Source organism: Limosilactobacillus secundus (assembly GCF_020784695.1).
GTDB classification, from domain to species: Bacteria; Bacillota; Bacilli; order Lactobacillales; family Lactobacillaceae; genus Limosilactobacillus; species Limosilactobacillus reuteri_F.
Window position 1 is genome coordinate 1 of sequence record NZ_JAJGUA010000032.1, and the last position, 19,423, is coordinate 19,423.

14 protein-coding genes are annotated in these 19,423 nt (G+C 38.5%); all 14 read right to left on the minus strand.

All coding sequences use genetic code 11. The features are described from left to right. Window positions 1–225: 225 nt before the first annotated feature. Window positions 226–1,608, minus strand: coding sequence for an amino acid permease (locus LMB57_RS04715; RefSeq protein ID WP_229271147.1), 1,383 nt, complete (start codon window positions 1,606–1,608; stop codon window positions 226–228). Between the two features lie 197 nt (window positions 1,609–1,805). Then, window positions 1,806–3,128 carry a phosphopyruvate hydratase gene (gene eno / locus LMB57_RS04720; RefSeq protein ID WP_003666443.1) on the minus strand — a complete coding sequence of 441 codons (1,323 nt, stop codon included), beginning with the start codon at window positions 3,126–3,128 and terminating at the stop codon, window positions 1,806–1,808. Between the two features lie 90 nt (window positions 3,129–3,218). Then, window positions 3,219–3,968 (minus strand): triose-phosphate isomerase, encoded by a 750-nt coding sequence (gene tpiA, locus LMB57_RS04725; RefSeq protein WP_229271146.1) that lies wholly within the window; start codon window positions 3,966–3,968, stop codon window positions 3,219–3,221. Window positions 3,969–4,085: 117 nt separating this feature from the next. Further along, window positions 4,086–5,291 carry a phosphoglycerate kinase gene (locus tag LMB57_RS04730; RefSeq protein WP_003666439.1) on the minus strand — a complete coding sequence of 402 codons (1,206 nt, stop codon included), beginning with the start codon at window positions 5,289–5,291 and terminating at the stop codon, window positions 4,086–4,088. Between the two features lie 89 nt (window positions 5,292–5,380). Further along, a complete protein-coding gene (gene gap, locus LMB57_RS04735) occupies window positions 5,381–6,388 on the minus strand; it encodes a type I glyceraldehyde-3-phosphate dehydrogenase (RefSeq protein WP_003666436.1) in 1,008 nt (335 codons plus the stop codon). Between the two features lie 518 nt (window positions 6,389–6,906). After that, window positions 6,907–7,500 carry an ATP-dependent Clp endopeptidase proteolytic subunit ClpP gene (gene clpP, locus LMB57_RS04740; RefSeq protein WP_003666435.1) on the minus strand — a complete coding sequence of 198 codons (594 nt, stop codon included), beginning with the start codon at window positions 7,498–7,500 and terminating at the stop codon, window positions 6,907–6,909. A gap of 193 nt (window positions 7,501–7,693) precedes the next feature. After that, complete coding sequence (locus LMB57_RS04745; RefSeq protein ID WP_229271145.1) at window positions 7,694–9,049, minus strand: MFS transporter; 1,356 nt, start codon at window positions 9,047–9,049, stop codon at window positions 7,694–7,696. A gap of 196 nt (window positions 9,050–9,245) precedes the next feature. Then, complete coding sequence (locus LMB57_RS09790) at window positions 9,246–9,377, minus strand: hypothetical protein (RefSeq protein WP_003666430.1); 132 nt, start codon at window positions 9,375–9,377, stop codon at window positions 9,246–9,248. Between the two features lie 508 nt (window positions 9,378–9,885). After that, window positions 9,886–10,827 carry a DNA-binding protein WhiA gene (gene whiA, locus LMB57_RS04750; RefSeq protein WP_229271144.1) on the minus strand — a complete coding sequence of 314 codons (942 nt, stop codon included), beginning with the start codon at window positions 10,825–10,827 and terminating at the stop codon, window positions 9,886–9,888. A gap of 18 nt (window positions 10,828–10,845) precedes the next feature. Then, window positions 10,846–11,832 carry a gluconeogenesis factor YvcK family protein gene (locus LMB57_RS04755; protein ID WP_229271143.1) on the minus strand — a complete coding sequence of 329 codons (987 nt, stop codon included), beginning with the start codon at window positions 11,830–11,832 and terminating at the stop codon, window positions 10,846–10,848. Window positions 11,833–11,847: 15 nt separating this feature from the next. Further along, window positions 11,848–12,720 carry an RNase adapter RapZ gene (gene rapZ, locus LMB57_RS04760; protein ID WP_324255227.1) on the minus strand — a complete coding sequence of 291 codons (873 nt, stop codon included), beginning with the start codon at window positions 12,718–12,720 and terminating at the stop codon, window positions 11,848–11,850. Window positions 12,721–12,827: 107 nt separating this feature from the next. Continuing rightward, a complete protein-coding gene (locus LMB57_RS04765) occupies window positions 12,828–14,159 on the minus strand; it encodes an APC family permease (protein ID WP_229271141.1) in 1,332 nt (443 codons plus the stop codon). A 268-nt stretch (window positions 14,160–14,427) separates the two neighbouring features. After that, on the minus strand, window positions 14,428–17,292 hold the full coding sequence (uvrA, locus tag LMB57_RS04770; RefSeq protein WP_229271140.1) for an excinuclease ABC subunit UvrA: 2,865 nt from the start codon (window positions 17,290–17,292) through the stop codon (window positions 14,428–14,430). Between the two features lie 15 nt (window positions 17,293–17,307). Next, on the minus strand, window positions 17,308–19,323 hold the full coding sequence (gene uvrB / locus LMB57_RS04775; protein ID WP_324255228.1) for an excinuclease ABC subunit UvrB: 2,016 nt from the start codon (window positions 19,321–19,323) through the stop codon (window positions 17,308–17,310). Between the last annotated feature and the right edge of the window lie 100 nt (window positions 19,324–19,423).

Sequence of the window (19,423 nt, forward strand, 5' to 3'; positions counted from 1 at the left end):
TTTTGCTAATCAAAAATTTTTCTTTTTAAGAATTGATTGTATTTTTTCATAAAAAAAAATACCCCCTACATTTTCGTAGGAAGTATTTTTAGTCAACCATACCAGTTGACAGATACCCGGTAAAAAACCGAGTATTGGAGGCCTATTGTTGCTTGCGGGGGCTCCCAGAGGCTAGCTTCGCGTCGAAAAACGAAGTCACAAGTGACTTCTGTCTCGCTCCCTATCTTATGCTTTTTCGTTTTTACCCCCATGTCGAACAAGGTATACTGCGACTGCTAGAATTAATACTACAGCACCAACAATAACCGAAACCCGTGTGTCAGGATTAATAAACATAAAGATAACGATCACAATCAACATGAGAAATGCAAAGTAATTCGAAAATGGATATAGTGGTAATTTGAATGGATGATCAACCATTAAGTCTTTATTATTACGACGGAAACGTAATTCTGCTAGTAAAATTACAAACCATGGAATCATTCCAGGTAAAACAGAAGAACTGAAGACAACCACGAACATATCAGCAGTTGAATGATTATAAGTTGCCGAAATCATATCAATAATAAATCCAATCAAGATACCACCGGAAATACCAAGGATGGCAGCATCGGGAACGATCCGTTTTGAAAGACGCCCAAAAATCTTAGGAGCATCCCCCTCATGAGATAACTTAAACAGCATCCGACTTGAACTATAAATACCTGAATTAGCACCTGATAATGCAGCTGTCAAAACCACAAAGTTAATAATTGATGCTGCAGCTGTAATTCCGACCTTAGCAAAAGTAGATACAAAAGGTGACCCAACACTGCTTAATTCATTCCAAGGATAAATTGTTACAATTACAAAAATTGCTCCAACATAGAAAATCAAAATCCGGAATAAAACAGACTTAACAGATTTAACAATTGCTTTTTGCGGATTTGCTACTTCACCGGCAGAAATTCCTAGCAATTCGATGCCCTCATAAGATCCAACGATAATTGACATTGAGAAGAAGAAACCACTCCAGCCACCAGTGAAGAATCCACCATGAGACCAAAGATTACTGAAACCAGTTGGATGACCGCCATTACCAAAACCAAAGAAGATAATCATAAATCCAAGTAAGATCATAAAGATAATAGTAATAACTTTGATCATCGCAAACCAAAATTCAAGTGATCCATATGCCTTTGCACTTGCTAAATTAGCGAGAACCAAGAAAATAATAATAACAACTCCAGCTACCCAAGTATGAAGGTGGGGCCACCAATATTTAAGATATTCAGTCGCTGCTACTACTTCAGACATTCCTACAACAATATACTCAAATACGTTAGCCCATTTAGCAAGATATCCAGCTACTGGATGAACATATTCAGTTGCATAATCCGCAAAAGAACCTGTTCCAGGATTAATGTAAATCATCTCTCCTAACGCTCTCATAACAATATATAAAATTAAGCCAACAAACGCATATGCGAGGATAACAGATGGTCCGGTCCACTTGATTGTAGATGTTGATCCCATAAACAGTCCAACACCAATTGCTCCACCAAGGGAAATCATTTCCATCTGACCAGCAGTCATCGAACGATTAAGTTCTGGTGCCGATTTTTTCATGTGTATCATTATCCTTTCATTGTATTTAACTCTTAAAGATTATATTATATTTCATACTAAATTCCAACGCTTCTTTCTCATTATTTTCTAATACAAAAAGATGTAATCGATTTCAAACTCAATTAAATAATTTGTAATTAAAAAGGACTACGGAATTCCATCCATAGTCCTTTTTGATTTTTAACTAATGCTTAAAATTAACGATTTTCGATGTCTTGACGAGCTTGTTGGCTCAAGTTGTAGAATGAGTGAATACCCTTATATTGAGCAACATCACCAAGTTGATCTTCAATCCGCATTAATTGGTTGTACTTAGCAAGACGGTCAGTCCGGCTCATTGAACCAGTCTTGATTTGTCCAGCGTTTGTAGCAACAACCAAGTCAGCGATGGTAGTGTCTTCAGTTTCACCAGAACGGTGTGAAACGATGGCAGTGTAACCAGCTTCCTTAGCCATTTCGATAGCTTCAACAGTTTCAGTTAAAGTACCAATTTGGTTAAGCTTGATTAAGATTGAGTTAGCAGCACCCATTTGGATACCCTTCTTCAAGTAATCAGTGTTAGTTACAAAGAAGTCATCACCAACAAGTTGAACCTTCTTACCTAACTTATCAGTAATAGTTACCCAGTCATCCCAGTTGTTTTCGTCAATTGGGTCTTCAACAGATACTACTGGGTACTTTTCAATAATACCGGATAAGTAGTTAATCCATTCTTCAGTGGTGTATTCTTCACCAGTTGACCAACGAAGCTTGTACTTCTTGTCTTCGTCGTTCCATAATTCTGAAGCAGCAACGTCAAAGGCAATGGCAATGTCCTTACCTGGCTTGTAACCAGCATCTTCAATAGCCTTGATTAAGTATTCGAATGGTTCTTCATTGTTAGCAAAGTCAGGAGCAAATCCACCTTCGTCACCAACAGAGGTTACTTTACCAGCAGCTTCCAATTCCTTCTTCAAGGCGTGGAAAGTTTCTGAACCCCAACGAATAGCTTCACGTACAGTTGGTGCACCAACTGGCATGATCATGAATTCTTGGAAGTCAACCTTGTTATCTGAGTGAGCACCACCGTTAATAACGTTCATCATTGGTGTTGGCAATACATGAGCGTTGAAACCACCAAGGTAGTTGTAAAGAGGTACTTGTAATTCGTCAGCAGCAGCCCGAGCAGCAGCTAATGAAACAGCTAAAATAGCGTTCGCACCTAACTTACCCTTGTTTGGAGTACCGTCTAACTTAATCATTGCCTTATCGATAGCGATTTGGTCAGTAACTTCCATCCCTACGATTTCCTTAGCAATAATGTTGTTTACGTTTGAAACAGCCTTTAAAACACCCTTGCCGCCAAAACGGTTCTTGTCGCCGTCACGTAATTCAACAGCTTCGTGTTCACCAGTTGAAGCACCTGAAGGAACGATACCGCGACCTACACCACCGGCTTCTGTGTAAACTTCTGCTTCAACTGTTGGGTTACCACGTGAATCAAGGACTTCACGTGCATAAATATCTGTAATGAGTGACATTTGATGAATCTCTCCTCTGTCATTTATTTGGAAAGCAATTCCACTTAACATTGTATTATTTTACACAATTAAAAACAAGCATTTAACAGACTAATGGTGAACTAATTGTAAAAATGTTTCTGGATTTAAGCTCGCTGTTCCAACTAAAACACCATCAATATCATTTTTTGCCATTAATGCATTGATATTAGAAGTTGTTACACTGCCTCCATACAAAATTCGAACATTATTTGCAACTTTATCTCCATACATATCACTAATTGTCTGCCTAATTAAGTAACAACCCTCTGCTGCCTGATCTGGATCAGCACTCTCGCCTGTCCCAATCGCCCAACTAGGTTCATAAGCAACCGTAACATGACAAATTTCATTATTGGTCAATCCATGAAGATCTGCGAGAATGCGGCTCACCACCCAATGAACTTTCTTTCCAGCAACTCGTCGACGCATGGTATCATCACAGCAAACAATCGGACATAACCCGTTTATTAATGCCGCCTTTACTTTTCTATTAATTAATTCATCAGTTTCATTAAAGTAAGTTCGACGTTCAGAATGGCCTAAAATTACATGATGGATTCCTGCTTGGTATAAAGCATATGGACTTGTTTCACCAGTATAGGCTCCCTCATTCTTATAGTAGCAGTTTTCTGCCATTATTTTTAACGGGGATTCTTTAGCTGCTTTAACCATTGGTACTAAACAAAGAGTAGGAGCAGCAATTGCTGTTTCAAGTTGGTCGGCAGGCGGAAGCTGATTTTTTACTGCTTCGATAAAAGAGACAGCTTCTTGAACATCTTTATGCATTTTCCAATTGCCAGCAATAATCGGTACTCTCATTGTTGACCCTCCCATCTACTATTTTATTGTTAATACCAAGATACGGTAAGAGGCTGAGAAAAGCAAAAGTTTTCTCAGCCTCTTATATAAGATTTATAAATAGTAGTTAAACATTAATTATTTGTCAGAAATTGCGGCAATTCCAGGTAATTCGTTACCTTCAAGGTAAGTTAATGATGCACCACCACCAGTTGAAATGTGAGTAAGCTTGTCAGCAACCCCCAATTCCTTAACAGCAGCAGTTGAGTCTCCGCCCCCAACGATTGTTGTAGCATCCGTTAATGTACCAAGGAATTTACCAATTTCAAGCGTTCCCTTAGCAAAGTTTGGCATTTCAAATACACCCATTGGTCCATTCCAAACAACAGTCTTGGCATCTTTTAATACGTTCTTGAACTCTTCAACAGACTTAGGACCAATATCAAGGGCCATCCAACCGTCGTCAATATCACCTTCAACAACTTTTGTATCAGCATCATTGTTGAACTTATCAGCTACTACATTATCAATTGGCAATACAAGCTTGTCGCCAGCTTTATCTAAGATTTGCTTAGCAACGTCAATCTTGTCTTTTTCAACAAGTGAGTTACCAACTTTGATTCCCTTAGCAGCGTAGAATGTATAAGCCATTCCACCACCGATAATAATCTTGTCTGCTTTGTCAAGAAGATTATCAATAACACCAATCTTATCAGAAACCTTTGCACCACCAAGAATGGCAACAAATGGACGTTCAGGATTATCTACAGCATCACCTAAGAACTTGATTTCCTTTTCCATCAAGTAACCAGCTGCTGCCTTGCCTGGCATATTAGTAGCAATACCAACATTAGAAGCGTGCTTACGGTGAGCTGTACCAAAGGCATCATTTACAAATACATCACCAAGAGAGGCCCAGTACTTACCTAATTCAGGATCATTACCAGATTCACGCTTTACATATTCGCCATCCTTAACATCTTCATAACGGGTGTTTTGAACAAGCAAAACATCCCCATTCTTCATGTTATCGATAGCATCTTCTAATTGCTTACCTTCAGTAACTGGAACAAATGTTACTGGCTTGTTTAGTAGGTTAGAAAGACGTTCTGCAACTGGACGAAGTGAAAGTCCAGGCTTATCTTCTTCTTTTTTAATCCGGCCAAGGTGTGAGAATAAGATTGCTCGACCACCGTGGTCAATAACATATTTAATTGTTGGTAAGGCAGCAACAATTCGGTTGTCGTCACCAACAACGCCATCTTTAATTGGAACATTAAAGTCAACACGCATTAATACTTTCTTGCCTTCTAAAGGAAGGTCTTCAACAGTTAATTTAGCCATTGTATTATGTCTCCTCTTCTTTTGATAAAAAAAGCGGGCGGAGTAGTCCTCCTCCCACCTTAATCAAATTAGTTTAATTTTACTTCAAATTAAAGAGTAGCAAAATGAAGCAAAGTCCGGATCATGTTGCTAGTGAAACCGTATTCGTTGTCGTACCAAGCAACAGTCTTAACTAATTGTGAACCATCGTCACCTTCCATAATTTCAGTTTGGGAAGGATCGAATACTGAACCGTATGTTGAACCGATAATATCAGTTGAAACAATTTCATCTTCAGTGTAACCGAATGCTGGGTTAGTAGCCTTCTTCATAGCATCGTTGATTTGGTCAACAGTAACCTTCTTGTCTAAGATTGAAACAAGTTCAGTTAATGAACCATCAACAACACCAACACGTTGTGCGTGACCTGAAAGCTTACCGTTTAATTCAGGAATAACTAAACCAATAGCCTTAGCAGCACCACTTGAGTGAGGAATAGTGTTTACACTTGCAGTACGGTTGTTACGCATCTTCTTACCACGAGGGCCATCAAGAATAGCTTGAGTAGAAGTAAATGCGTGGATAGTAGTCATAGTACCAACCTTAACACCAAATTCGTCATTTAAGACCTTAGCCATTGGTGCCAAGCAACTAGTAGTACATGAACCAGCTGATACGATAATGTCATCCTTAGTCAAAGTATCAAGGTTAACACCAGGAACAACAGTTGGGATGTTACCAGCAGGTGCTGAAATCAATACACGCTTTGCACCAGCGTCAATGTGTGCTTGTGACTTTTCAGCAGAGGTGTAGAAACCAGTACATTCAAGAACAAAGTCAACACCATCGTTCTTTACCCAAGGAATGTTACGAGCATCGCGTTCAGCGTATACAGGGTATTCCTTACCATCAACAACAATACCAGTATCAGTAGATGTAACTTCACCTGGGAACTTACCATGAGTTGAGTCATACTTAAGTAAGTAAGCCAACATAGAAGGAGTAGTCAAATCGTTGATTGCAACAACTTCAATATCATTTGTGTTAAGTTCGTGAATCCGACGAAATGCTAAACGACCAATACGGCCAAAACCGTTAATACCAATTTTTACAGTCATACTGCAAATTCCTCCTTTAGGAAAAAACATAATTAGTGTACTTGCTTAGTTTATCACATTACATCAGCATCGCAACTCTCAACCATTGTAAGTGACGCAGTGGGAAGGTCTAAGCAACAATACAACTTCTACGATACTTATGATACCATCTTCAAAAAAATTGTCTATTCAATCACAACATTTTTCTGATGTAAGCGTTATTTTGATTAATTTTTTCAAATAATGCTTGCAATTCATTTTAACTTAAGATAATATAATATCTGTTGACGCGCCCTTAGTGTAATGGATCGCACGTGAGATTCCGGTTCTCGAGATCCGAGTTCGACTCTCGGGGGGCGCATTTTTATGAGACTGTTGAAAAAATTTTTCAACAGTCTTTTTTATTTTTAAGATATTATGGAACTATTTTCGCGTCGCTACAAGGCTGTTAATTTTCACTTGCCTTTTTGATAATTCAAAAAAAAGATCTCCGTCATTCGAAATTAATCGAATAATTGGAGATCTTTTTATTTATCCCTTTACTTTAATTTTGAATTATTTTCCATTACACCATCAAGTAAGCCGTAATCTACTGCTTCTTGTGCTGTCAAGTAATGATCACGTTCAGTATCAGCCTGGATCTTCTCGATAGGTTGACCAGAATTCTTAGCAAGGATCCCGTTAAGCATCTTCCGTGTTTTCAAAATTTCAGTAGCAGCAATTTCGATTTCAGTCTGTTGACCTTGAGCTCCACCAGATGGTTGATGAATCAAAACTTGTGAGTGTGGTAATCCAAAACGCTTACCCTTAGCACCAGATGATACTAATACACTGGCCATAGAAGCAGCCATCCCGATTACAATAGTTTGAACATCAGCCTTAATAAAGTTCATCGTGTCATAAATTGCCATTCCTGAGGTAACAACACCACCAGGTGAATTAATGTATAAGTAAATATCTTTAGTTGAATCTTGCGCATCAAGGAATAAAAGTTGCGCAACAATTGAATTTGCCATTTCGTCTTCAATTGGACCAGAGAGCATAATAATACGGTCCTTCAGAAGCCGTGAGTAGATGTCATAAGCACGTTCACCACGGGATGATTGCTCAATGACAGTAGGTACTAAATTCATAATATGGCCTCCTTAATAAATTAGCACTCGTTAGTCTTGCATGCCAACGGATAATAATACTATACTCGATTGGTCAAAAAAGGTCAAATGTTTTAACTATTATTTAATATTTTTTTGTAAAACATTCTTGACTATTATAATTAAATCAAAAAACAAGGCTAAAAATTCTTCAAAGCCTTGTTTTAGCGAAAATTTAATCTTTTTTGTCAGAAGCGGCTATCTTTTCAGCACGACGTTCAGCAATAAAAATATAAACCAATAATAGAAATGCTAGCGCTGAAGCAGTGTATAAAACCATATTACTTGCAAGCCAGCCATATTTGGCTACCAAAATACCAATTAAAGCAGTTGCTAACGTTTCACCAAAAATATATTGGAAAAAGCCCATAAATCCAGTTGATGAACCTACTGCAAATTTAGGAACTGCTTCGTTAACCATTAATCCAACCAATGTTAATGGAGCATAAATTAAAGTTCCCATAACAAAAAGAACACTTACGATCAAAACGTGATTGGTACTAAAGAAATACGTTGTCAAACAAATAAATAAACCAATTACACATAAAATACAAACAATAGCTCGACGTCCCTTTAATGCATCGGAAATTGCTCCCATAATAATTACTCCCGGAACCGCCGCAAGTTCAAAAATACCCACTAACCATTTTGCAAAGTTAGTCGTAAAGCCTTTTGATTCTACAAGATAGCTTGGAATCCAGCTCATTATCCCATATCGAACCAAATACAGGGACATTGATGTTAGGGTAATGGCCCACACAACTTTATTTGTCAAAATATATTTAACAAAAATTTGTGGTAAAGTCAGACTCGTCTCTTCCGAATCAGACTCAGTTCCGTTTTCTAAAACAACTTCATCTCCGGTATATTCAGAAATACTTGGCAACCCAACACTAACCGGCCGATCAGCACCAACTAATAATACAAAGGCCGCAATAATCAGTGAAACCACTGAAGATGTATAAAAGACAGCAGAAATGGAACCTGAAAACATGAATGTTGCTAATTGTACAACAGCAACACAAGCAAAGGCTCCAGCGTTATGTGCAGAAGACCAAATCGAATAAATCGCTCCCCGGTGTTTCTTTCCCCACCATAATTGAACAGAACGCTGGCATGCCGCTGCCCCCATCCCTTGAGCAATTGACATAATTAACATTAGAAACATCATCATATAAAGGCTACGGGTAGATCCTAAACCGAAATTAAGCAGTGCAGAAATAATTAATCCGGTTGCTAAATAACGATTAGTATTACTTTTATCACTTAATGCTCCCATAAATAGTTTTGAAATCCCATAACCAATCCCAAAACACGAAAGCACCATTCCGATATCAGCCGTGGTAAAACCATACTGCTTCATAATTTCATTTTGTTCGGTTGTGAAAATTAAACGAATAATATAATAGCCAATATAACCGATACAAATCGCAAGTAATACTCCTAACTGATGCCAACGATACGAACTTTCAACCTTATCAGCAGGAACCTTTTGCTTCGCCGCTGGAGCTGGTTTTAAAAATTCAAACATACTATCACCTCTTTTATAAACGACACTTTTCTGTAAGCGCTTACCTATATTTTAACATACAAAATACAGTATTAGTGTACAAAAATATTAAAACGTTATTTTTAAAAGAGTCATCTTATTAATTAATGCTTTAGTTTTTTCTTTTTATTAAAAAATAAAAGCTATGCACTGGATTGCATAGCTTTTATAAAATAAATTACTTTTCTTCAGCTGGCTTTTCTTTAGCCCACTTACGAATAGCTTCGATCTTCTTTTCTTTTAATGCTCGCTTATACTTTGAAGCGATTGGGCGACGGCCTTGTACGCCGTATGGGTGTGCTTTACGCATGTTACTTTGCCTCCTTTGATATTAAACGTAAATTAATTAACGTTCCAATTATACCGGTCATTGTTTTAAAAAGCAAGTCTCCCTTAATCCAAAACAACTATCTCGTGAATACCATTTCTAAAAATTAATAATTTATCTAAATTTGATAAACGATTATCTTTGCTATTCCATTAATGGTTTCAGCAATTGAACTATACCAATTCCACAAAGCGCCACATAAATACCGTTATTATAACAGTTGACTTTTAGACCAATCATAGTATGATATAAGATGTAGATGAAAGAGAACAAAGGTGTAAGGTCAAGGAGGATATTATAATGTCAGTAAATAAATTAAACGTTTTTAACGTTACCACCAACTGGAATAAATTAGATCAAGAATGTGCAACAGCCGAATTAGCGCTAATTAGCGAAAGTATAAATAAAAAATAAATTTCACTTAAAGAAGATAAAATAAAACCTTTGAGGATAAGAAAAAAGCTTATTTTTTTCTTATCCTCAAAGGTTTTTATTGTTTAACCTGCGATGTACGCAATTCATCAGCATAAGCATTCAATTTACGTAAACGATGGTTAACACCCGACTTGGAAATCGGACCACCAGGAACCAATTCCCCTAATTCTTTTAGACTAACTTCTTGATGGGCTAACCGCGTTTCTGCAATTTCCCGCAACTTATCAGGTAAGCTGCTAAGACCTACTCGTGAATCAATAAATTCAATATTTTCGATTTGTCGCGTTGACGCATTCGCAATCTTATTCAGGTTAGCATTTTCACAATTTACTAATCGGTTAACTGAATTCCGCATATCTCGTACAATTCGAACATTCTCAAACTGAAGCATTGAGTTAGTTGCACCAATTAATGACATAAAATCAGCAATTTTTTCGGCTTCTTTCAAGTAAACGATAAAGCCACTACGGCGAGCGGTTGTTTGGGCATTTAGGCCAAACTTGTTCATCATCTGAGCAATAATCTCATTATGTTCCTCATAAAGAGAGTATATCTCCAAGTGGTAACGGGAAGTTTCAGGATTATTTACTGATCCCCCCGCTAAAAATGCACCTCTTAGATATGAACGGACCATCCATTCATCCTTGAGCAATTCTACGGGTACTTGTTCTTTAATTTGATAATTTTGTAAAATGCCAAGATCATCTAAGACATGTTGTGCATGATAGCGTAAGCGAACTATATATTGGTTATTCTTTTTTAATTTCATTTTACGACGAACCACGATTTCACTTTCCACCCCGTAAAATTGTTTTAAAAGTGAATAGATTCGTCGCGCAATTGCCGGGTTTTCAGTCTGAACATTCAAAACTAACTGGTGGTCAGCAATGCCAATCGACCCATTCATCCGAATAAGGGCCATCAATTCCGCCTTTGCATTATCCCGATGAACAGTAATTCCCGTTAATTCCTTCTTTACTTCGCTTGCATATGACATTTAGCATCAGTCTCCTAACTACTCGTGAACTTGGTGAAGTCGATTCATTAATTCTGCTACAACTTTATCGCGATCATGGAAGGCACCGTTGTCTTTTAGCCGCAGAAAATTTGAACTAATTACGCGACAATTCTGTGCTCGTAGTCCTTGGAAATCATGCTTAACCGGTTGAGAAATTTCATTCCATTCTTGAAAATCAAGGTAATTTTCTGGAACAGGTTGAATATTGACTAAAACTGTATTAATAAAATTCTTCCCAAGGTGATGGTTTAATACCCGAACATGATCAGCATCTGTAAAGTTATCCGTTTCACCTTTTTGCGTCATAATATTGCAAATATAGACAACTTCAGCCTTACTTTCGCGAACGGCTTGCCCTACTTCAGAAATCATCAAGTTTGGCAGGATGCTAGTAAATAAGCTTCCAGGACCAAGAACGATTTGATCTGCATTTTTTATTGCTGTTATAACCTCTGACACAGGACGAGCAGGATGCCCATCATTATCTTTAGAAGGTGTTACCCAGACCCGTTTAATTTGTTTATGGGCGGCCGTAATTTCCGATTCGCCACTTAACTTTGTACCGTCTGTAAATTCAGCATTTAAAGTCAACGGCTCATTGGCAACAGGATAAATATTTCCATTAATCTTCATCATTTCTGATAACTCTTGAACAGCGGCAAAAATACCACCCTTCATTTCAGATAAAGCAGAGATAATCAAATTACCAATCGCATGACCGGCAAAGAACTGATCACTACTCTTAAAACGATATTGAAAAATGTCAAGGTCAAGATCCGGTAATTCTGATAACGCCACTAAAACATTTCTAATATCACCAGGTGGAACCACATTAATATAATTTCGTAAAATTCCTGAAGAACCACCATCATCAGCTACTGTTACGACTGCCGTAACATCAACGTTTTGATCTCGCAACCCGCGAAGGACAACTGGTAGACCAGTCCCACCACCAATCACTACAATCTTTGGTTTATGCAACATAATTAAAACTCCTCTTTATTTTGCCTTCTCAATATCGCGATGGTAAGTATTTACTTTATATCTCTTTTCTTTTAAATCAGCAGATAATTTATTAGCAATAGTTACTGACCGATGTTGACCACCTGTACACCCAATTGCAATTGTCAAACTGCTCTTTCCCTCCTTAATGTAACCTGGAAGAGTAATCTCTAAGAGAGACCGTAAATGCTGGTAAAATTCCTTAGCCAGCGAACTCTGCATAACATAATTTTGAACAGCTAGATCATTTCCTGTTAAGTGCTTTAATTCCGGAATATAGAATGGATTAGGGAGAAAACGAACATCCATTACGATATCCGCATCAAGTGGCAACCCATATTTAAAACCAAATGACATTACTTCAACATAAAAGTCATTGCCTTCACCCTGTCCGAATAATTTATTAAGTCTTAACTTTAGATTTCGTGGTGTCACATTAGTGGTGTCGATTACTATATCTGCTTGACTTTTAAGATCAGTTGAAAGCTTCCGTTCTAATTCTACCCCATCAAGAATTCGACCTTGCGGAGATAAGGGATGAGAACGTCTTGTTTCCTTATAACGTGAAATTAACGTGACGTCATTAGCATCTAAGAAGAGTAGTTTCACATCTAAATCAGCCCGCTTTTTCAGTTTTTCAAAATTTGGTAAAACCTCATCGTAAAACCCGCGTGAACGCATATCCATTACCATGGCGATTTTATTAAACTCTCCTGAATCTTTTATCACATCAACAAAACGTTCTGCCAATCCAGGAAGCATGTTATCAATTACGAAATATCCTAAATCTTCTAAGCTATGAACGGCAACGGTTTTCCCCGCACCACTCATCCCTGTAATAATTACTACTTTTAATTTTTTATCTACCATCACTAGTTCCTCTTTCCGCATACAGCTACCCAACTATTCTATCACATCAAGCCGGGTGTGTCTTATTTAAGCAACAAAAAAGGCCAAGTTAAGCTTAGCCTTAAATCTTAATGCATCCGTCGTTGATCCATTCGTTTAACAATATATAAGATTGGTAATCCTACGATGACGATTCCGATAAAAAGAATTACACCAGCCGGATCATTCATAACTTCACTTACTAGGACAAAGATTCCACCAGCAATCGCAATAATTGGCACTAAGGGATAAAGCGGTGTGCTGAATGGACGTGGTCCCTTATTTCTATGTCTTAAAATGAAGATCCCAAAGAATGCTAAAAGATAAAAACAATAAACAGTAAATACACACAAATCTGATAAGTGATCAGGGTCAAAGAAGAACATCATAGCCGTTGCAAGAACGATAATAAACATCGTTGCTACTACTGGCGACTTCCCCTTTGGCGTAATATATGCGAGATAACGTGAAAATGGCAAATCATGACGACGCGCCATTGCGTATACAATCCGGGGAAAAGTAATCATTTTCCCGTTTAAAGTCCCCATCATCGAAATAATAATTCCGGCTGACAGCAATTTTCCCCCAATTGCTCCAAAGGCTTTTACTGCTAAATATGCAGTTGCATTTTCGCCTAGCCGATGAATAGTATTAACTGGAAGGAACTTAAGAATCCCAACAGTAATTAAAGTATAAATAATAAGAACAGCAGTAATCCCTAAAATAATAGCTCGTGGCAATAATTTTTGGGGATTTTTCATTTCTCCTCCAAGATTTGCAATCAAAATCCACCCATCATAACCAAATAAAGTTGCTAAAACTGCTACTCCAAAACCACCAGTTGATTGGTGAATTTCGGTAACTGTTTGACCAAAAGCATTTTGATGTCCCCAGAACAAGCCAAAGATAATAATTGCTGCAATTGGAATCATTTTTCCGGCAGTCGTAATAATCGAAAAAATTGCACCAACTTTATTTTCAAAAAGGTTCATTACTCCAATTGCAATCACTGTAATCACTGCTAAAGGTATTCGCCACTGGGGTCCTAAACCAAAGAAGTTTGCCATTAAAATACTCATAAATCCGGCAACCGAAGCAATAATTGCTGGTCCATAAACAATTACTTGCATCCACCCGGCTAAAAATCCTAAAAGGCGACCATACAAGTTTTCAATATAGACATATAATCCCCCGGTATATGGCATCTGAGCACCAATTTCCGCCACTGTTAATCCACCAGTTAAAGTAATAATTCCTCCAAATACCCAGGCAGCAATCGCAAGCGTAGATGTACCAGCACTATCAAGAACAGATCCTTGTTTAAAGAATATTCCCGATCCAATAATTGTCCCAATAACAATCGAAATAGCGGACCAAAAGCCAAGCGACCTTTTTAGTTCATCTGTTGGTTGTTGATTCATCATCATTCCTCCATTCTTAATATTAGGCAAAATAAAAACTCGGGATATCATCTATTAATACAATTTGGTCACGCCAAATGATTAATAGAGAACCCGAGTCTGTATAAACCTATCGATTGGGTACACCAAAATCACTCAGCCTTAATAGAATTAGAGGCTGAGGAGGAAGAAAACTGTTGATTTTGATTATTAAAAAATAACATCTCTTTTCCCTCGTTTCGTGTACTTTAATTTTCATTAGAATACCATTAGAAGAATTAGATTGCAACTACTTTTTTTGCTTAGCTTCTCGTTCTTCTGCCCATTTTTGATCACGTGCGAGCATCTCTTTTAAATATTTACCAGTGTAACTTCCCTTTACTTCTGCTACTTGCTCTGGAGTTCCAGTGGCGACAACATTGCCTCCACCAGCTCCTCCTTCAGGGCCAAGATCAATTAACCAGTCCGCTGATTTTACAACATCTAAATCATGCTCAATTACTAAAACAGTATTTCCCGCATCGACTAACCGCTGCAGGACAGCTAATAAGCGTTTGATATCATCCATGTGCAATCCAGTAGTTGGCTCATCTAAAATATAGAAGCTCTTACCGTGAGACTGACGGTGAAGTTCAGCTGCTAATTTCATTCGTTGAGCTTCCCCACCTGAAAGAGTAGTTGCCGGTTGACCAAGGTGAACATAACCCAACCCAACGTCTTCAATAGTTTGCAGTTTGCGCTTAATTTTCGGAATCGCACTAAAGAAGTCAAGAGCTTCAGAAACAGTCATATTAAGGACCTCAGCAATATTCTTGCCCTTGTATTCAACTTCAAGGGTTTCAGAATTATAACGTGTTCCATGACAAACTTCACATGGCACATAAACATCTGGCAAGAAATTCATCTCAATTTTAATAATTCCGTCCCCACGGCAAGCTTCACAGCGTCCTCCCTTAACGTTAAAGCTAAAACGTCCCTTAGTATATCCATGCATTTTAGCTTGGTTGGTTTGAGCAAATAGTTCACGAATGTCATCAAAGACTCCCGTATAAGTTGCCGGGTTGCTTCGTGGAGTACGACCAATTGGCGATTGATCAATATTGATAACTTTTTCAATATTTTCAACCCCACTAATCGACTTGTACTTACCAGGTTTTGCGGAATTATTATTCAGTTTTTGGGCTAAAACTCTTTTGAGAATCATATTAACAAGGGTTGACTTTCCTGATCCAGAAACCCCCGTTACGCAAATAAACTCACCAAGTGGAAAATCGACTGTAATATCCTTTAAGTTATTTTCCGCCGCTCCTGTAATAGTAATTTTCTTACCACTACCTACTCGACGCTCCTGAGGTACTGGAATAAATTTTTTCCCTGATAAGTATTGGCCAGTTAACGACTTCCGTGATCGCATAATTTGCTTAGGAGTTCCGGCAGCCATCACTTGGCCCCCGTTTTCACCAGCTCCAGGGCCAATATCGACAATGTAATCGGCCGCGCGCATTGTATCTTCATCATGCTCTACGACAATCAGCGTATTGCCAAGATCACGCATGGCCTTTAACGACTCAATCAAACGGTCATTATCTCGTTGATGAAGTCCAATTGACGGCTCATCGAGAACATACATTACTCCTGACAAATTAGAACCAATTTGCGTTGCTAACCGAATCCGCTGAGCTTCTCCCCCTGAAAGAGTTCGAGCTGAGCGACTTAAAGTTAGGTATTCAACACCAACATTTTTCATAAAAGTTAATCGGTCAATGATTTCTTTTAAAATTGGCTTAGCAATTTCATTTTTTTGTGCAGAGAGTTTGATACTCTTAAAGAATTCAAGAGAATCACTAATTGATAAAGCGGAAACTTCACCGATATTTCGCCCATCAATCTTTACTGCTAAGGCCCGCTGGTTTAGCCGGTAACCATGACAAACCGGACATGGAAGCTCAGTCATATACTTTCTCATTTGTTCCCTTGTAAAATCTGAGTTAGTCTCCCGGTATCGTCGGCTAATATTATTGATAACACCTTCAAATGGCACATCGACATCCCGAATGCCACCAAAGTCATTCTCATAATGGAAGTGGAATGGTGTTTCACCATTACCGTACAAAATCTGTTGTTGTTGCTTTTTAGGCAACTTATTGAAAGGAGTATCCATATCAATGCTAACCGACTTGCAGAATTGTTCTAACATTTGTGGATAGTATTGCGATGAGATTGGATTCCAGGGAACAATCGCCCCTTCTCTTAAGGTCTTTGTTTGGTCAGGAACTACTAAATCAATATCTACTTCAAGTTTCAATCCTAACCCTTCACATTCTGGACAAGCACCAGTAGGAGCATTAAAGGAGAATAGCCGTGGCTCTAATTCACCAACTGTAAAGCCACAAATGGGACAGGCATATTGTTCAGAAAATGGAATTGGGTCTCCCCCAATCACATCAGCAATTGCATAACCATCGCTTAAGCGGAGAGCCGATTCAAAGGAATCAAATAACCGCGCCCTAATTCCCTCTTTGATGATAATTCGATCAATTACGACATTAACCGTATGTTTTTTATTTTTATCTAATTCAGGGACTGAATCAAGATCATAAGTTTCGCCATCTACTTGAACCCGGACAAATCCCTCACGTTTAATTGTTTCAAAAACTTTCTTTTGTGTTCCCTTTTTATCACGAACAACCGGCGAAAGAATTTGCAGGCGTGTCCGTTCAGGCAATTCTAGTACCCGATCTACCATTTGTTCTGGTGACTGACTAGTAATTGGAATATTATCGTTCGGACAAATTGGTGTCCCAACCCGCGCCCATAGTAAGCGTAGAAAATCGTTAATTTCAGTCACGGTTCCGACCGTTGAACGCGGATTATGGGAAGTTGTTTTTTGGTCAATTGAAATTGCCGGAGATAAACCGTCAATTGAGTCCACATCTGGCTTATCCATCTGTCCTAAAAATTGTCGCGCATAAGCCGATAAACTTTCCACGTAGCGTCGTTGTCCTTCTGCGTATAATGTATCAAAAGCTAAAGAACTCTTTCCAGAACCTGATAGGCCAGTTACAACGACTAACTTGTTTTTCGGAATAGTAATATCAATATTTTTTAGGTTATGAGCCCGTGCCCCATGAATTATGATCTTATCATTTGCCACGAAATAATCCCTCCTCTATTTTTTTGCTTTTGTCTTTAATTCCATTATCGTATCACGAAGCGTAGCAGCTTGTTCAAAGTCAAGGCGCTTAGCAGCAGAGCGCATTTGCTCTGTTAATTCATCAAGCATCTTTGCTTGGGCCTCTTTATCTAGCTTTGCAAAATCTTTGTCAGTAAATTCAGCACTGTTATCTGCTTCAGCTTCATCCGTTGCTTTCTTAGTAACAGTAATTGCTTCTTGAATTGGCTTGATGATTGTATGCGGCGTAATGTGATGTTCTTCATTGTATTTCATCTGAATCGTCCGCCGCCGCTTTGTTTCATCGATTGCCTTTTGCATCGAGTCAGTCACAGTATCAGCATACATAATTACTGCCCCATTCTCATTCCGGGCCGCTCGACCAATCGTCTGAATAAGGGAACGTTCATTGCGTAAAAAGCCTTCCTTATCGGCATCAAGAATGGCGACCAAGGATACTTCTGGAACGTCCAGCCCTTCCCGCAAGAGGTTAATTCCAACAAGAACATCAAATTTACCAAGACGGAGATCACGAATAATTTGTGTCCGTTCAAGAGTCTTAATATCACTATGAAGGTATTTGACCTTTAACCCCATATCCTTTAGATAATCAGTAAGGTCTTCAGACATCTTTTTCGTCAGGGTCGTAACAAAAACACGTTCATTTTTCTCAATACGTTTGTTAATTTCACCAACTAGGTCGTCAATCTGTCCCATTACCGGGCGAACCTCGACTGTTGGGTCAAGTAACCCAGTTGGTCGAATAATTTGCTGAGCAACGTGGTCTGTCTGTTCCATTTCATATGGGCCAGGTGTTGCAGACATGTATACAACTTGATTAACATGTTGTTCAAATTCTGGTAGTTTTAATGGTCGATTGTCAAGAGCACTTGGTAAGCGGAACCCATAATCAATTAACATTTGTTTCCGCGCTCGGTCCCCGTTATACATTCCCCGTACTTGCGGCATGGTTTGGTGGGATTCATCAACAACTAATAAGAAATCTTTAGGGAAGAAATCCAATAAAGTATAAGGAGGTTCGCCGGGCTTTCGGCCATCCATATAACGCGAATAATTCTCAATTCCATTGGTGTAGCCCATCTCACGCATCATTTCAATATCATAAGTTGTTCGTTGCTGAATCCGCTCTGCCTCAAGAAGTTTTCCCTCATCAGTAAACTTCTTTACTTGTTTCTTCAAATCAGCTTCAATTTGTGGCAATGCCCGATCCATGACTTCTTCATTAGTCATAAAGTGGGTAGCCGGGAAGATAGAAACATGATCCCGGTCACCAATCACTTCGCCTGTCAGTGCATCAACTTCACGAATCCGATCAATCTCATCCCCAAAGAATTCAATCCGCAATGCCCGTTCATCACGCGACGCCGGAAAGATTTCAACTACATCGCCACGAACGCGGAAACGCCCCCGTTGAAAATCAATATCATTGCGATCAAATTGAAGATTAACAAGTTCGGTCAACAATCGATCACGTTCAATTTCTTGACCAACGCGCAAAGAAAGGACACTATTTTGATATTCTCGAGGATCCCCTAATCCAAAAATACTAGAAACAGAGGCAACTACAATTACATCATTTCGTTCCAGTAAGGAAGTAGTGGCAGAGTGCCGAAGCTTATCAATTTCATCATTAATTGACGCATCTTTTTCAATATAAGTATCACTAGATGGCACATATGCTTCTGGTTGATAGTAGTCATAGTAGGAAACAAAATATTCAACCGCGTTATGAGGGAAGAATTTTTTCATTTCACCATAGAGTTGCCCCGCTAAGGTCTTATTATGGGAAAGAATCAAAGTTGGCTTATTGACATTGGCAATCACATTTGAGATTGTAAATGTTTTTCCTGTTCCTGTTGCCCCTAATAAGATTTGAGCTTTTTCACCATCTTCAATCCCCCTTGTCAATTGATTAATTGCTTGGGGCTGATCGCCAGTTGGTTTGTACTCTGACACTAGTTCAAATTTTTTATCTGGTTGCCGGTAAATCAAAAGAATTTCCTCCCTTACGTCGCAGTTAAATAAAATAAAGTGGAATCGCAACTTCATAAATTACCGCATCCCACTTATCACTAACTATTTATTATTTACT

Coding starts and splice junctions, on each gene's coding strand:
- LMB57_RS04765 (WP_229271141.1), bottom strand. CDS start 14,159: ATGAATCAACAACCAACAGATGAACTAAAAAGGTCGCTTGGCTTTTGG.
- LMB57_RS04715 (WP_229271147.1), bottom strand. CDS start 1,608: ATGAAAAAATCGGCACCAGAACTTAATCGTTCGATGACTGCTGGTCAG.
- whiA (WP_229271144.1), bottom strand. CDS start 10,827: ATGTCATATGCAAGCGAAGTAAAGAAGGAATTAACGGGAATTACTGTT.
- LMB57_RS09790 (WP_003666430.1), bottom strand. CDS start 9,377: ATGCGTAAAGCACACCCATACGGCGTACAAGGCCGTCGCCCAATCGCT.
- rapZ (WP_324255227.1), bottom strand. CDS start 12,720: ATGGTAGATAAAAAATTAAAAGTAGTAATTATTACAGGGATGAGTGGT.
- LMB57_RS04730 (WP_003666439.1), bottom strand. CDS start 5,291: ATGGCTAAATTAACTGTTGAAGACCTTCCTTTAGAAGGCAAGAAAGTA.
- tpiA (WP_229271146.1), bottom strand. CDS start 3,968: ATGAGAGTACCGATTATTGCTGGCAATTGGAAAATGCATAAAGATGTT.
- eno (WP_003666443.1), bottom strand. CDS start 3,128: ATGTCACTCATTACAGATATTTATGCACGTGAAGTCCTTGATTCACGT.
- LMB57_RS04745 (WP_229271145.1), bottom strand. CDS start 9,049: ATGTTTGAATTTTTAAAACCAGCTCCAGCGGCGAAGCAAAAGGTTCCT.
- gap (WP_003666436.1), bottom strand. CDS start 6,388: ATGACTGTAAAAATTGGTATTAACGGTTTTGGCCGTATTGGTCGTTTA.
- LMB57_RS04755 (WP_229271143.1), bottom strand. CDS start 11,832: ATGTTGCATAAACCAAAGATTGTAGTGATTGGTGGTGGGACTGGTCTA.
- clpP (WP_003666435.1), bottom strand. CDS start 7,500: ATGAATTTAGTACCTACTGTCATTGAGCAATCATCCCGTGGTGAACGT.